The 12,878-nt window shown below is 63.1% G+C and carries 14 protein-coding genes and 1 pseudogene; 9 read left to right on the top strand and 6 right to left on the bottom strand.

Translation table 11 applies throughout. The features are described from left to right. Positions 1–90: 90 nt before the first annotated feature. Positions 91–1,170 (bottom strand): MBL fold metallo-hydrolase, encoded by a 1,080-nt coding sequence (locus tag MOK15_RS11860; protein WP_242931797.1) that lies wholly within the window; start codon positions 1,168–1,170, stop codon positions 91–93. 29 nt (positions 1,171–1,199) lie between these two features. After that, positions 1,200–2,360 (bottom strand): NAD(P)-dependent alcohol dehydrogenase, encoded by a 1,161-nt coding sequence (locus tag MOK15_RS11865; RefSeq protein ID WP_242931798.1) that lies wholly within the window; start codon positions 2,358–2,360, stop codon positions 1,200–1,202. Between the two features lie 122 nt (positions 2,361–2,482). Here MOK15_RS11865 and MOK15_RS11870 point away from each other — a divergent pair, with 122 nt between their 5' ends. Continuing rightward, the gene (locus MOK15_RS11870) at positions 2,483–3,364 is read left to right on the top strand and encodes a LysR family transcriptional regulator (RefSeq protein WP_242931799.1); all 882 of its coding nucleotides are present in this window, start codon (positions 2,483–2,485) and stop codon (positions 3,362–3,364) included. An 8-nt stretch (positions 3,365–3,372) separates the two neighbouring features. Here MOK15_RS11870 and MOK15_RS11875 read toward each other — a convergent pair whose 3' ends face one another. Continuing rightward, a complete protein-coding gene (locus MOK15_RS11875) occupies positions 3,373–5,013 on the bottom strand; it encodes an MFS transporter (protein WP_242931800.1) in 1,641 nt (546 codons plus the stop codon). 215 nt (positions 5,014–5,228) lie between these two features. Between MOK15_RS11875 and MOK15_RS11880 the strand changes: the two genes are divergently transcribed. Genes MOK15_RS11880 through MOK15_RS11895 form a run of 4 tightly spaced genes read left to right on the top strand, consistent with a single transcriptional unit; the run spans position 5,229 to position 8,613 of the window. Further along, the gene (locus tag MOK15_RS11880; RefSeq protein WP_242931801.1) at positions 5,229–6,089 is read left to right on the top strand and encodes a pirin family protein; all 861 of its coding nucleotides are present in this window, start codon (positions 5,229–5,231) and stop codon (positions 6,087–6,089) included. Between the two features lie 26 nt (positions 6,090–6,115). After that, a complete protein-coding gene (locus tag MOK15_RS11885) occupies positions 6,116–7,072 on the top strand; it encodes a zinc-binding dehydrogenase (protein WP_242931802.1) in 957 nt (318 codons plus the stop codon). A gap of 58 nt (positions 7,073–7,130) precedes the next feature. Then, entirely contained in the window at positions 7,131–8,135 is a 1,005-nt protein-coding gene (locus MOK15_RS11890; RefSeq protein ID WP_242931803.1) for a zinc-dependent alcohol dehydrogenase family protein, read from the top strand. A 58-nt stretch (positions 8,136–8,193) separates the two neighbouring features. Next, positions 8,194–8,613, top strand: coding sequence for a CPBP family intramembrane glutamic endopeptidase (locus MOK15_RS11895; protein ID WP_242931804.1), 420 nt, complete (start codon positions 8,194–8,196; stop codon positions 8,611–8,613). Between the two features lie 383 nt (positions 8,614–8,996). Here the strand turns inward: MOK15_RS11895 and MOK15_RS11900 are convergent, their stop codons facing one another. From MOK15_RS11900 to MOK15_RS11910, 3 genes are read right to left on the bottom strand one after another with little or no spacing between them, the layout of a single operon-like run. Further along, on the bottom strand, positions 8,997–9,212 hold the full coding sequence (locus MOK15_RS11900; protein ID WP_242931805.1) for a helix-turn-helix domain-containing protein: 216 nt from the start codon (positions 9,210–9,212) through the stop codon (positions 8,997–8,999). Then, positions 9,209–9,439 carry a DUF2274 domain-containing protein gene (locus tag MOK15_RS11905; protein ID WP_242931806.1) on the bottom strand — a complete coding sequence of 77 codons (231 nt, stop codon included), beginning with the start codon at positions 9,437–9,439 and terminating at the stop codon, positions 9,209–9,211. Before MOK15_RS11905 ends, MOK15_RS11900 begins: the two co-directional genes overlap by 4 nt. A gap of 19 nt (positions 9,440–9,458) precedes the next feature. Then, positions 9,459–9,659 (bottom strand): TrbI/VirB10 family protein, encoded by a 201-nt coding sequence (locus MOK15_RS11910; protein ID WP_347567193.1) that lies wholly within the window; start codon positions 9,657–9,659, stop codon positions 9,459–9,461. Positions 9,660–9,744: 85 nt separating this feature from the next. On the opposite strand from MOK15_RS11910, the gene MOK15_RS11915 reads away from it, so the two are divergent. The 4 genes and pseudogenes from MOK15_RS11915 to MOK15_RS11930 all read left to right on the top strand — a co-directional run bounded on the left by MOK15_RS11915 (position 9,745) and on the right by MOK15_RS11930 (position 12,868). Further along, positions 9,745–10,416, top strand: a complete 672-nt coding sequence (locus MOK15_RS11915; protein ID WP_242931807.1) for a DUF6088 family protein — start codon at positions 9,745–9,747, stop codon at positions 10,414–10,416. Beyond that, positions 10,413–11,471 (top strand): nucleotidyl transferase AbiEii/AbiGii toxin family protein, encoded by a 1,059-nt coding sequence (locus MOK15_RS11920; protein ID WP_242931808.1) that lies wholly within the window; start codon positions 10,413–10,415, stop codon positions 11,469–11,471. The genes MOK15_RS11915 and MOK15_RS11920 overlap by 4 nt, the downstream gene beginning before the upstream one ends. Before the next feature lie 385 nt (positions 11,472–11,856). Then, positions 11,857–12,069, top strand: a pseudogene (locus MOK15_RS11925) (IS110 family transposase); the annotation flags it as partial. Positions 12,070–12,406: 337 nt separating this feature from the next. Next, positions 12,407–12,868, top strand: a complete 462-nt coding sequence (locus MOK15_RS11930; protein ID WP_242931809.1) for a PAS domain S-box protein — start codon at positions 12,407–12,409, stop codon at positions 12,866–12,868. Positions 12,869–12,878: the final 10 nt, after the last annotated feature.

Genomic DNA, 12,878 nt, shown 5'->3' on the forward strand with positions numbered 1-12,878 from the left:
GGGCGTGCCGATCCGTGGCACGCGCGTCATGGCCCGTGTCTGGAAGGAGACGGCCTGCGGAAGTTTCGGCTGCCGCGAGGCCGCGGGGGATCAGGTCAGGAAGGGCGGCGCGTTCTCACCGCGCAGGCGATAGTTCGGACGCGGGCGCTCGAGCCTGATCGACTCCAACACCGTGTAGGCGTGATACTTCGTCTGGGTGGTCACCCCGGCCAGCCGTTCCGACCACAGCTGCCCGTTGCTACTGCGCTTCTCGAGCACATACTTTGTGGCGTAGTTCGCCATCGAGTTGATCCAGTTCTCTGTTCCGACGAACACCTTGTCCCAGCCCGCACCGTCGAGGATGCCGATCAGCGCGTCGGAGCGCGAGAAGCGGTCGACTGCGGCCTGTGCGCCGTCGAGGACGTCGGCGAAGTATTCGATCGAGGCCTTCACCGTCTCTGGTGTGCCGTAAGACATGTGATGCCCGGCGACCAGGAAGTCGAAGTCGAATTCCGTCAACTGCTGTTGCGCCTGATACCAGCCCATGATGTTCTGCGACGCATCGCAATGCATGAAGGTGGCGCTGCCGGGGCTGATGATGTCGATGACGGTCAGCACTCTATGGGCCGGCGCATAGATGAAGATGTTACCGGGGCAGTGGTTCTCGCCCTTGTACGACAACTCCAGAGTCACGCCGCCGACGATCAGCGTATAGTCCTTGTCGAACGTCAGAGTCGGGATCGGGCGCTTCGGGTCGGGAAAGCGTTCGAGCAGTTCCTTCGTTATCTCGTGCGCGACGATCTCAACGCCCGAGCCGAACACCGATGCGGCCCCGATATGGTCGGTGTGCCAATGGCTATAGATGACGTGCGTAACGGGCTTGTCGGTGACCTCCTCGATCGCCGCCAGCATGTTCTCGCCGATCGTCGGGGGTGCGTCGATCGCGATCACGCCGTCGTTCGTCACGACGAAGGCGGCGTCGTACCCGCCGCTCGTGACCCAGTAGAAGCCGTCGCGAAGCTCCTCGACATGGTAGCCGAGCCTTTGAAAGCGTTCGCTGGAGAAATAGGGCGGATAATAGTTGGGTGGGTCGGCCGGATGCTCACCAGCTTCGGGGAAGCCGTAGTTGTCGATCGCGAAGAATGCCGGCGTATCGCTGGCGGTAATGTGCTTTTGATGATTGTTGCACATGGGTCTGTTTCCTTTTGGTAGTGAAGAGATCAGGCGTTCGCGGCGTCAAACCGCAGCACCGCCTTGATGACGCGGCCGGCGGCTACGTCGTCGAACGCCCGGTTGATGTCCGCGAAGTCGTAGAAGGTGATGAGGCGGTCGAACGGGAAGCGACCAGTGCGGTAGAGGCCGATCAGCTCCGGGATCATCAGCGCGGAAATTGCGTCGCCCTGGATGATGCCCTGCAGCATCTGCCCGATGGTGAGGCGCGATGCGTCGACGAACGCGCCCGAATGCGCGTTGAAGGCGACGAAGCCGAAATGCCCCATCGGCGCCAGCGCGCCGATACCGGCATCGAGATTGGCGGCACGCCCGCTGGTATCGAGGACGAATTCGACCCCGCGTGGCGTGATCGCGCGGATCGCGGCCGTAACGTCCGGCCCATCGGCGGCGTTCACGACGTGCGTCGCTCCGAGTTCGCTTGCGAGCGCGAGCCGTTCGGCATTCACATCGATCGCGATGATGGTTGTGGCGTCCGCGACCTTCGCCGCCATGATGGCGGCGAGGCCGACCGCGCCGACGCCGAAGACCGCGACGCTCGCGCCAACCGGCACCTTCAACGCCTTGAGGATCGCGCCCGCGCCCGTCTGAAAGCCGCAGCCTAGCGGCCCCAAAATCTCCAGCGGAACATCATCCGGCACTTTGACGGTGTTGCGCTGGTGGGCCAGCGCATAGGTCGCGAAGGACGATTGGCCGAAGAAATGCGCGTGGAGGTCGTTGGCGCCGTGTCGCTCGACGCCGATGGTGCCGTCCAGCCGTGCCCCCGCGAAATTCGCCTCCCAGACCTTCTCGCAATAGGCGGCGTGAGAGGACAGGCACGGCTTGCATTGTCCGCAGGAATGATAGGACAGCACGACATGGTCGCCCGGCTTTAGATGGGTGACCGATACGCCGGTCCGTACGACGACGCCGGCGCCTTCGTGACCGAGAATAGCGGGCAACGGCGACGGCATCAGTTGTTGGCGGACATGCGAGTCGGTGGCGCAGATGCCAGTCGCGACCATGCGAATTAGAACTTCGTCGGCTCGCGGCGCTTCGAGAGCGATGTCCTGCATGATGAAGGGTCCATCCTTTTGCTCGACCACGGCCGCGCGGGCATGGGTGATCGTGGCGTGTTGCCGTGCGGAACTTGCGAGTGCTGGCTGATTCATCGGGGCCTCCATGAGGTCGTAAGCGGTCTTCCGCTGCATCGCCGTCTGGTTTACCTCTCGTGTACTGTTGCAATAGCCGCCAAGGCAGGAACTTGGAGTTGCGTATGCCGGAACCCGCGCCCGTGGATCTGCTCGATGTCATCGCTTTCGTCCGCGTGGTTGAGACGGGAAGCATTGCGAATGCAGCGGCGCGCCTCGGCATCGCCAAATCGATCGTCAGCCGCCGTGTGAGCCGCCTGGAGGGAGTGCTCGGTGCCCAGCTGCTGACGCGCACCCCGCGCGGCACGACGCTGACCGATATCGGCCGCGAGTATCACGAGCGGGCCGCCGCCGGCCTGTTGGAGCTGGAGTCAGCGCGCGAGGTCGTCACCAAGTCGACCAGCGAGATCTTCGGGCAGCTTCGCATCCAGGTGCCGGCCGCCTTCGGCGAGTTCCTGCTGGCACCGCTCCTTGCCGAGTTCGCGGCGCGCTATCCGCGCATCGAGTTCGACGTCCGGTTCACCGATCGCCAGGTGGACATGATCGCGGAGGCCTATGATCTGGCGATCTGGCCCGGTGCCGTGCCGGACTCGATCCTCATCACGCGCAAACTGGCCAAGGTGCGATGGGCGATGGTGGCGAGCCCGGCCTATCTTGATGCGCGGGGGCGTCCCGCCCGGCCGGCGGACCTGGCCGACCACGATACCATCCTTTATGCGCTCGATCCCGGCCGCTGGCGACTACAGGGACCAGATGGCTTGGAGCCCGTGCGGATAAACTCGCGCTTCTGCACCGACAACGGGCGGATGCTGCTGGCCGCGGCGCGCGCGGGTCTCGGCATCGTGCTCGTCCCCATGTTCATGGTTGAAGAGCCGCTGGCACGCGGCGAGTTCGAGGCGGTGCTGCCGGACTTCCCGCACGAGGGCGGCGACCTGCAGATTTTCATGCCGCCAGCACGCGCCGGTATTGCACGGGTGCGGGCACTCGTCGCCTTTCTTTACGAAAAGTTCGACCGCGAAGTCTGAGGTGTGCGTCAGACCCGTCCGAATGCGGCCAAAATCAACATGACGCCGCAGATCGCCAGCGCCGCCATGATCGCTCCGATCGCCGGAAGGACACGTGGCTGTGTCCATCCCGAACCGGCGGTAGACGCTTCCTCCTTACTTGCCGCGCCGGCGCTCACTTCGGCCCGCAGCTCGGCAAGGCGCCGACGTACGCGCAATAAGAGGAGTCCCGCCAGGTACAGGGTCGTGGCAAGACCAAGCACCGCTGCGAGCCGGATCGTGTCGGCTCGAGCCGCCTGCTCGGCCGCGCCCGCCGCGAGCCGCCAATCCATGTAACTGCCGAGCAGCGCCGGGCCGGCGACCGCGCCCAACGCATTGACGACCCCAAACAGGACGATGAAGCTGATGAGTGCGCCACTGCCATGCCGCAAGGCGCTCGTGATGCCGAGCAGCAGCGCCGGCCCAAGGAAGAAGGTGCCGGCGACCGCGATCGCGGCCTGAGACACGTAGAGGCGCGCCAGATGACGCGGTTCCGTCGCGGCACTGTCGACCAACGCTGCGATCGCGACGATGCCGATGGCCAGCATCATCGGTCGTGCGATTTTCTCGAGGTTTACGCACATCGTGCTGGCGAGAACGCCCGTGACCGCGCTTGCGAGCATCACCGCTGCCAGCGATTCAAATTCGTTCGGACGTGCGCCGAGCCAGCGCACTGCGTCCAGCGCCATCTCCTGTTCGGCCAGCACCAGCCGGATGAGGAATACCGCTGCAGCGAAGCGCCAGACGTCTCCGTGGGTCAGCCAGCGCAGGTCGATCAGCGGTGTCGCGCGGCGCAACTCGATGACGCCGGCCGCCAGCAGCGCTGGCGGAGAGGCAAGCAGCGTCACGACGATCCATTGGGTGTGCAGCCACCCTTCAAAACGCCCCAGGCCCAACGCAGCGGTGATCGCGGCCAGTGCGCCGCCTAGGAGGACGAACGTAAAGAGATCCAGCGGCTCGAGCACGCGCGCTCGCTCGGCGGGTGGAAGGCGCAGCACGCCGACTGCTGCGAGAGACAGCAGCGCAAGGCCGGCTTCGAGCAGGAACAGCGAACGCCACCCGTCGACGCCAAGCAGCGAGGGAGACAGGAGCCGCGCCAATGGCACGGCGCATTGCGTTATGCCAATCCCCAGGACCAGCCCGCGAAGGCGCCACTTTGTCGGAAACGCCTGCATCGTGTGGAACAGGCACAGCGGGATCAACGTCACGGAGACGAAGCCGCCAATCGCACGCAGGAGCACCATCGCCGCGATGTCTGTCACCAAAGCCTGCGCGAGCGCCGCGGCGACGTAGAGGCCGAGGGCCACCAGCGCGAAGCGCCGCAGGCCATATTGCTGCCGGACCTTGATCAGCAGCAGGTTCGCCGGGACGGCAGCGGCGACATAGCTGGTCGACAGCCATGCCGCCTGGGTCGGACTCAAGCCCAGCACCTGTCGCACCTGCACCAGATTGGCGCTCACCAGCGCCCCGCCGAGACCTACCGTCGTTCCGACCAGTACGCCCACCACCATATGGGCCAATCGGGTCCCCGCCTTGTGCGATGGGGACGCGGGCGAACCGACGGCCGCTGGCCGCTCGTGCGCTGGAAAGTCATGGGCTTCGTCATCGAAGAACGCACGCAGCGACCTCATGGCTTTGCTCCTGCTGCGCCACCCAAGTGTTTCGGTATCGCTCCTGAGTAGAGGATCGATCGCGAAACTTCTTCCCTGTTCGGGTTGCGCGTCCAGCAACGCTGAGTTCTTCGATCCCCGTCTTGATTGTGGCGAGGGTATTTCGAAATGATGAGGCACAAATCGACACAATGACTGGGTCGGCAATAGTCGGGCCTCACCCGAAGGGATGGAACATGCTTCACAGATCGATCGATCGTGTCACCGTCATACCGCCGCTCGGACCTGGCTTCGATGGCGAGCGTCACAAGGCGGCGCTGGTGGTGGCACCGGGAAATTTCCACGCCACCGACCCGTTTTTCCTGATGGCGGACGACCACATCACGCTGGAAGGGCGCTTCGGCGAGGCGCATCCCCATGCCGGGCTGGAAACTGTAACTTTCATGCTGAACGGCACGATGGAGGACACCGGCGGCCGGCTGGCGGAAGGCGACGTCGAATGGATGACGGCGGGCAGCGGCATCGTCCATTCAGAAGATGCGATGGTATCGACCGGTATGCGATTGTTCCAGTTGTGGCTGGTCCTGCCTGAGGAACAGCGCAACATGCCGCCGAGAGTGCAGATCCTGCAGCGCGCGGCGATGCCGGTCCATCTCGAACCGGGGGTCGAGGCGACGGTCTACAGCGGCCGGTTGGGTGAGGCGGCGGCGGCGACGAAGAATGCGGTGCCCGTCACGCTGGCGGACATCCGGCTGGAGCCGGGTGCTAGCTTCGCGCCGGAACTGCCCGCCGCCTATAACGCCTTCACGGTGGTAATCGATGGTGAGGCGACGGCCGGTGCCGGTGGCGAACCGCTGTCGGAGAACATGGTCGGCTGGACCGGTCCCGCCGGCGGCGGTTCCAGCACGCTCGCGTTACGAGCGGGCGCGAAAGGCGCCCGGATATTGCTGTACGCCGGACAGCCCCAGAACGTTGAGGTCGTGGCGCAGGGACCGTTCATTGCCGGCTCCCGCGACGAGCTGGCGGAATACTACGCCGCTTATCGCCATGGCAGGTTCCCGCACGCCGGCACGATGCGGCCGGTCGCCCTCGCATGACGCGGTCAAATCCGGAGGTGTCGAGCATGGCTAGGAAAATCGAGATACGGGAGACCGGCACGCCTGCCGTCCTGAGAGTGGTGGAGGCAGAGGTCGGATTGCCTGGCGCCGGGCAGGTACGACTGGTGCAAACAGCGATCGGCATCAACTATGTCGATGTCATGGTCCGCAAGGGTCTTTACCCGATGCGGCTTCCCGCCACGCTGGGCTTCGAAGCGGCGGGTGTGGTCGAGGCCGTCGGCTCAGGGGTGGCGGGCTTCGCACCGGGAGACCGCGTCGCCTATTTCTTCTTCGAGGGAGCATACGCCACCGCCTCGCTTGTCCCTGCCGAGGCGCTCGTTCGCCTGCCGGACGACATCTGCGACGAGGTGGCGGCGACCTTCCTTGCGAAGGGACTGACGGCCTGGATGGGATTGTACGCCCTGCATTCGTTGAAGGCAGGTGAGGTCGCCCTCGTGCTCGGGGCATCGGGTAGCGTCGGGTCGATCCTGTCGCGCTGGGCGCGGTCGCTTGGGGCAACGGTGATCGGTGTGGCAGGATCGGCCGGCAAACTGGCGTCGGTCGCGGCCGGCGCCGACCATGCATTCGTCGCCGACGATCTGACGCTTTCCGACAAAGTCCGCGCGATCGTTCCCGCCGGCGTGGATGTGGTCTACGACTTCGTCGGACGTGCAACCTTTCCGTTGGCGGTCGCGTGCGTGCGGGATGGCGGCGTGATCGCCACGATCGGCGCCGCGTCGGGACAGGCGTCTCCCGCGGCCGATCAGCTCCGCTCCTGCGCCGTCCAACTCCGGGGCGGCGGCACGCCGCAATATGTTCGGGGCGAAACGGTTGCGGTTGCCACGGCGCAGCTCTGGGGCACGATCCGCGACGGCCTTTTTAGTGATCTCCAGGTGGCCCGATATACGTTCGACAGGATCGCCGCCGCACACGAGGACATGGAAGCACGGCGGCTTACCGGCCTTCCTGTTGCGATAGTGTGACATCCATGCAGGTGTGCGCTTCTTTTGCTCCCCGAATTCACTTCATGGGAGATATCCAATGATTGAAACCATGAAGGCGGTTGTTCTTAGCCGCTTCGGCGGGGCCGACGCATTCGAACTGCTCGACGTTCCCGTGCCGCCAGTCGGCGCCCGGCAGCTGCGCGTCCGGGTTCATGCCACGGCGATCAACCCGCTCGACTACCAGATCCGTCGCGGTGATTATGCCGATCTGGTGCCCTTGCCTGCTATCATCGGACACGACGTCTCTGGCGTCGTCGAGGAAGCGGGGACCGACGTGACGGACTTCGCGGCAGGCGATGAGGTCTACTATACGCCCCGGATCTTCGGTGACGCAGGCTCCTATGCCGAACGGCACGTCGTCGACGTCGACCTGGTGGCCCGCAAGCCGTCGAACCTCACTCATGTCGAGGCGGCCAGCCTGACGCTGGTCGGGGGTACCGTCGTGGAAGCGTTCGTGACGCGTGCGCGCCTTGCTGTCGGGGAAACCGTTCTTATCCACGGCGGCGCCGGGGGCGTGGGAACGATCGCGATCCAGGTTGCCAAGGCGATCGGCGCCCGCGTGCTGACCACCGCGCGTGCCGGAGACCATGCGTTTGTGCAGTCGCTCGGCGCCGACGAGGCGATCGATCATAGCATGGAGGATTATGTCGATGCCGTGACGCGGCTGACGGGCGGCCGCGGCGTCGATGTCGTGTTCGACACGATCGGCGGCGATACGCTGACGCGTAGTCCGTTGGCGCTCGCGGACATGGGACGTGTCGTCAGCATTGTTGACATTCCACAGCCGCAGAACCTCATCGAGGCATGGGGCAGAAACGCTGCATATCACTTCGTTTTCACACGCCAGAATCGAGGCAAGCTTGATCTGCTTACCGATCTCGCGGAACGCGGCCTCGTCCGGCCCGTCGTAGGTGCGGTTCTGCCGCTGGCCCGCGTCGGAGAGGCGCACGAACTTTTAGAGGGCAGAAGCGCCTATGCCCTTCGTGGGAAGGTGGCGATTGACGTAGTGGGAGACACCGTCTCTCTCCCGCCCCGCCGCTAGCCGCCGACGATTCAGCAGCCCTCTCCTAAGTGGTGATCGCAAGGTTCGCGCAACCTTCATGGTGCTCTCGCGTGCGGCCATGTCGCCGATGTCTCAGCGGAAACGCTGCCACGTCGGCGCGCAGGCGTCATCAGGCATCCTGTTCGGCGAAATCGGTCAGCCGCTACTCGAATGGCTACTCGGGACCCGTGTCGACTACAGCGGTTACGGCGCGCTCGTCGGTAACGAGAGAGCGGCACTGCAACTGCTCGCTTACGCCCTGACCAGCGCGGCGATCGGCGAAGAGGTGCTGTTCCGCGGCTTCTTCCTGCATCAGATGACCGCTATCTTCGGCGAAGGTGCCGCTGCGCGGCGCGCCGCGATCCTAGCGAGCGGGGCGCTCTTTGGTATCGCGCACTTCATTCAGGGATGGCTCGGTATCCTCTTCATCGGTATCATGGGCCTTGTCTTCGCAGCGGGCGGAACCTTTGGGCGTTGATCATGGCGCACGCGCTGATCGATACCTACGGCATCGCGATGATGTACCTGGGCCGCTATAGCTGAGGTGGCCAGCCTATTCCGGTGTAGGACCAAGACTAACGGTCCTTGGTACGGCATCTCGCCCCCCAATTTGGTCGATCAGTTCACGAAGACCGCGAAAGACGCTAATCTCAATCGGCCCCGGGCTGCAAAACCTCCATCTTTCGTCGAGCTGAAGCATCGTAGTCACCGTGCCGCAGAACGCAGCCGCCGTCCCGTGGCCGGTGTTTTAGAGCTTGAGGCCGGCGCCGGGTGATATCCAGTTCCGCGGCTGGACGGTCGCATCCGTACAGTTTCGATGTCAAGTTGCGGGACCGCTGGGTGACGAGGTCCCGGGCACCCTCAGTCAGGCCCCCCAGCCGAAGAACCGATATTGTCCGTTAGCAGCTTCAGGCTTCGATACTGCACCAGCGTCGCCCTCCCGACTTTGGTCACTTCAAGCTCGCCAGTCTGGATGAGCTCGTAGATTCGCGAACGGCTCAGCCCGGTAATCCGCACCGCCGTCGAGATCCGCACCGTCAGCGGTTCGATCTTCTTCTCCCAGGCGCGCTCGATCATCTCGCACTCCGTGCCCACGCCACGCGCGACCGCGCGAAGCCGCGATCGCTCTCAAGAAAGGCGGAAAGCATAACAGGGATCAATTCCGCGACAGGTTCCTCCATCCCATAGGTGTCGGCATAGATCGCGGCGTAGGCCTGCAAGGCTGCCTGCAGATCCGGGGTGATCGTGATGGTCAGCTTCACTGCAGTTCGATCCGGCAACTTCCTAAGTTTCAGGTTGGTCATGTCATTCTGCCTTTCCACGCTACGGCGCGAGGTCGATGTCGCGAGTTACCAGCACGCGCACAGGCGCACCCGGGCGGATGGTGATCGTCGGCTCGATGTCGAGATTGCGTCGCGTGATCCGGTCGCCGCCGCGGATCGTATTTGATTGCGCGGATTCGCGAAGCGCCTGCACGAGATCGCTCTCGCCCGAGATCGACAGTTCCGACCCAACCCCCAGCATTTGTTAGAAATCCGCGTCATGTATCTGACAAACTGATTGCGGTTTGTCAGAATTGCGTATACACGCTTCTGACAAAGGAATTGCCATGCGCGGGCCGGGTCTCGATCTCAAAAGTGCCATATCAAGCCGGATGGTCTCCGGAGGCGTGCCTTCAGTCTGGACGCCGCAGGACTTTCTCGATCTCGGCTCTCGCGACGCCGTCGATCAGGCGCTCCATCGACTGACCCGCAATGGCGACATTCGCAGGATTGCCCGTGGCCTCTATGACAAGCCCAAACTCAACCCCCTCACGGGCAAGTCCACGCACCCCGATCCGCGCGCCGTCGTCGATGCGCTGGCTCGCCGGGACCAAGCCCGTATCCTCGTCGATGGCGTAACCGCGGCCAACGATCTAGGACTCTCCGATGCCGTCCCGGCTCGCATCGTCGTCCATACCGATGCAAGATTGAAGCCCATTACGCTCGGCAACCTCAAGATCGATTTCAAAACCACTGCGCCAAGTCGGCTTCACTGGGCTGGGCGGCCAGCGATGCGTGTCGTTCAGGCCCTGCATTGGTTGCACGACGCCGGGGGCGACACCGATCCGGCTGTTGCCAAGCGCCTGCGCACCATCTTCGCCCACCCTGATCACGGCGCCGACATCGTCAACGACCTCCAGGCCGATATGCTGACGCTCCCGCTCTGGATGCAGAATATCCTGCGCGATACGATACCGGTTACCTCGTCAGCTGACCGCCTGAAGACCAAGCGAGCATGACAATGAACCCCGCTTACGCCCAGTTTCTGGCGGCCGATCCCACGGATCGACGGGATGTATTCATCGGCGCCGGGCAGCGGCTCGGCACAGCGCCCCAGAATATCGAGAAGGATTTCTGGGTCTGCTGGACCCTCGACGCGCTGTTCAACGGTCCGGCATCCCATGGTCCGCGCTTCCTGTTCAAAGGGGGTACGTCGCTGTCGAAGGGCTTCGGCTTGATTCAGCGTTTCTCCGAGGACATCGACATCACGGTATTTCGCGAAGACATCGGCCAAGATGCAAGTGTCGAGGCGCTGGAGGAGATGTCCGGTAAGAAGCGGCAGGCCAAGCTCGATGCCATCAAGGCGGCATGCCAAGCCTTCATAGGCGGAGACCTGCTCGCCCAGCTTTCGGAGACCCTAGCCGGTGCAGTTGGCGAGGGCATGGCAGGCGCAAAGGTCGAACTCGATCGGGACGATGAAAGCGCCCAGAGCATTCTCCTTTGGTATCCAAGCGTGACCGCCGAGTCCGATGGCTACATCCGCAAAGCCGTCAAAATAGAATCCGGGGCCAAATCCGCTCTCGACCCTCATGCCCGCCATAGCGTCGTTCCCTATCTCGCCGATGATCTGCCCGGCCTCGATCTAACGGTCGCCAACGTGACCATCGTCGACGCGGAACGGACCTTCTGGGACAAGGTCGTCATTCTCCATGGTCTCCGCCGCTGGTTCGACGCCCGTCAAGTTCTGCGTGCGGGTGGCCAGCGCGTCTCACGCCATTATTACGACGTGCATCAACTGATGATTGCCGGAACGGGCGCTTCCGCGATGGCTAATGAAGAACTTGGCAGGGATTGTGTCGCGCACGCTCGAATGTTCTTTAATAGCCGCGACCTTGATCTTGCCCATGCTGAGCCCGGCAGCTTCTCCCTAATGCCGACCGATGCGATGATCGCTGACCTTCGCCGCGACTATGGTGCCATGGCCGGCATGATCTTCGGCGATGTGCCCGACTTCGATGCCGTCCTCGCAACCGTCGAAACGCTCCAGCGCTCGTTGAACGAACCGGCTGCATAATTACCACCGGCGGCATCGCTCATTGTCCGAAATTTGTAGGTGTATTTCGGACATGAGCAGCCGGATGCCAAAAGGACTCGAACCATCCCGTCATTCAGGTGCAAGCTCGTTTACCGGCGTCCAGATACCCAATGATTTGAATGGCATGGCACGGTCCAACGATGACCTTCTGAGGGCATCTCCTTCAATACAACAGTCGCCGTGCGCCATCAGCGGTTCGCGGTCGCTTCCGACCCAATGCACGAACGAACGAACATGACGTAATCGCGGGAGCGCCGGCCACGGGCTAGAGGCACGAGATTACTGGAAGGTTGGTTGCCCCCCGATAAGATGAAGAACGCGCTCACGATTTTGGACCGGGCCCAGCATCAAACGGAGGACAACCGTGGATCAGCATATAGGACTCGATGTCTCCCTAAAAGACACTTCGATATCGGTTCGTCAGGATGGCAAGCGCGTTTGGCGCGGCAAGTGTGCATCCGATCCGAAGCTGCTTGCCGAAGTGATCCGCAAACGCGCGCCGAATGCAAAACGCGTGGTATTTGAGACCGGACCGTTGTCGGTTTGGTTTTACCATGCGCTCACTGCGGAGGGTTTAGGCACGATAGATTGCCCTCTTTTTAAGGGGGGCGACAAAGTCCGGCCGCGCACAGGAGGCGCTGGCGGTTGTCCGATCAGCTTGTTTTTGCTAGTCAAACTTGCTGACCTCTGAGGTGGCGCCTGACTCTGCGGCCTCGGCGCGAGTCGAAACTTCCATGCGGATTGGCTCATGGCGCTCGCAGCGCGGTGACGGCCGTGCGCGCCACACCCCGTGATCAAACGGACGAAGTTCAATTCGATGAGCGGGAAGAAAGATGCGTAACGTTGATGAAATCGATCTCGGTCCCGTCCGAGCGGCGTCGGCGACCAATCCTTCGCATGCTCGGCCCCCTGGAATGCACGACGCCGCGGAGCATCTCGCCGCGATCGTCGAATCCTCGGATGACGCCATACTGACGAAGGATCTAAACGGGATCGTTACCAGCTGGAATAACGGAGCGGAACAACTGTTCGGCTATTCCGCGGCAGACATCATCGGAAAGTCGATTACGCTTCTTCTGCCCGACGATCGGCAGGACGAGGAAGCGCCGATCCTTGCCCGCTTGCGCCGTGGCGAGCGCGTGCGCCATTATGAAACCGTGAGGCGACGCAAGGATGGAGGGCTGGTGGATATCTCGCTCAGCGTTTCGCCGCTGCGCGACGCCACCGGCACGATCATCGGCGCATCCTCGATCGCCCGGGATATCACGGAACGCAAACGTGCCGAGGAGCAGCAACAGTTGCTGCTGCGCGAGATGGATCATCGCATTAGGAATCTGTTCACGCTGTCCGCCAGTCTAAGGATTGTGGGGATTTAGGATTCCCATT

Source organism: Sphingobium sp. BYY-5, from assembly GCF_022758885.1.
GTDB lineage: Bacteria > Pseudomonadota > Alphaproteobacteria > Sphingomonadales > Sphingomonadaceae > Sphingobium.

Coding starts and splice junctions, on each gene's coding strand:
- MOK15_RS11860 (WP_242931797.1), bottom strand. CDS start 1,170: ATGTGCAACAATCATCAAAAGCACATTACCGCCAGCGATACGCCGGCA.
- MOK15_RS11865 (WP_242931798.1), bottom strand. CDS start 2,360: ATGAATCAGCCAGCACTCGCAAGTTCCGCACGGCAACACGCCACGATC.
- MOK15_RS11875 (WP_242931800.1), bottom strand. CDS start 5,013: ATGAGGTCGCTGCGTGCGTTCTTCGATGACGAAGCCCATGACTTTCCA.
- MOK15_RS11880 (WP_242931801.1), top strand. CDS start 5,229: ATGCTTCACAGATCGATCGATCGTGTCACCGTCATACCGCCGCTCGGA.
- MOK15_RS11885 (WP_242931802.1), top strand. CDS start 6,116: ATGGCTAGGAAAATCGAGATACGGGAGACCGGCACGCCTGCCGTCCTG.
- MOK15_RS11890 (WP_242931803.1), top strand. CDS start 7,131: ATGATTGAAACCATGAAGGCGGTTGTTCTTAGCCGCTTCGGCGGGGCC.
- MOK15_RS11895 (WP_242931804.1), top strand. CDS start 8,194: ATGGTGCTCTCGCGTGCGGCCATGTCGCCGATGTCTCAGCGGAAACGC.
- MOK15_RS11900 (WP_242931805.1), bottom strand. CDS start 9,212: ATGATCGAGCGCGCCTGGGAGAAGAAGATCGAACCGCTGACGGTGCGG.
- MOK15_RS11905 (WP_242931806.1), bottom strand. CDS start 9,439: ATGACCAACCTGAAACTTAGGAAGTTGCCGGATCGAACTGCAGTGAAG.
- MOK15_RS11910 (WP_347567193.1), bottom strand. CDS start 9,659: ATGCTGGGGGTTGGGTCGGAACTGTCGATCTCGGGCGAGAGCGATCTC.
- MOK15_RS11915 (WP_242931807.1), top strand. CDS start 9,745: ATGCGCGGGCCGGGTCTCGATCTCAAAAGTGCCATATCAAGCCGGATG.
- MOK15_RS11920 (WP_242931808.1), top strand. CDS start 10,413: ATGACAATGAACCCCGCTTACGCCCAGTTTCTGGCGGCCGATCCCACG.
- MOK15_RS11930 (WP_242931809.1), top strand. CDS start 12,407: ATGCACGACGCCGCGGAGCATCTCGCCGCGATCGTCGAATCCTCGGAT.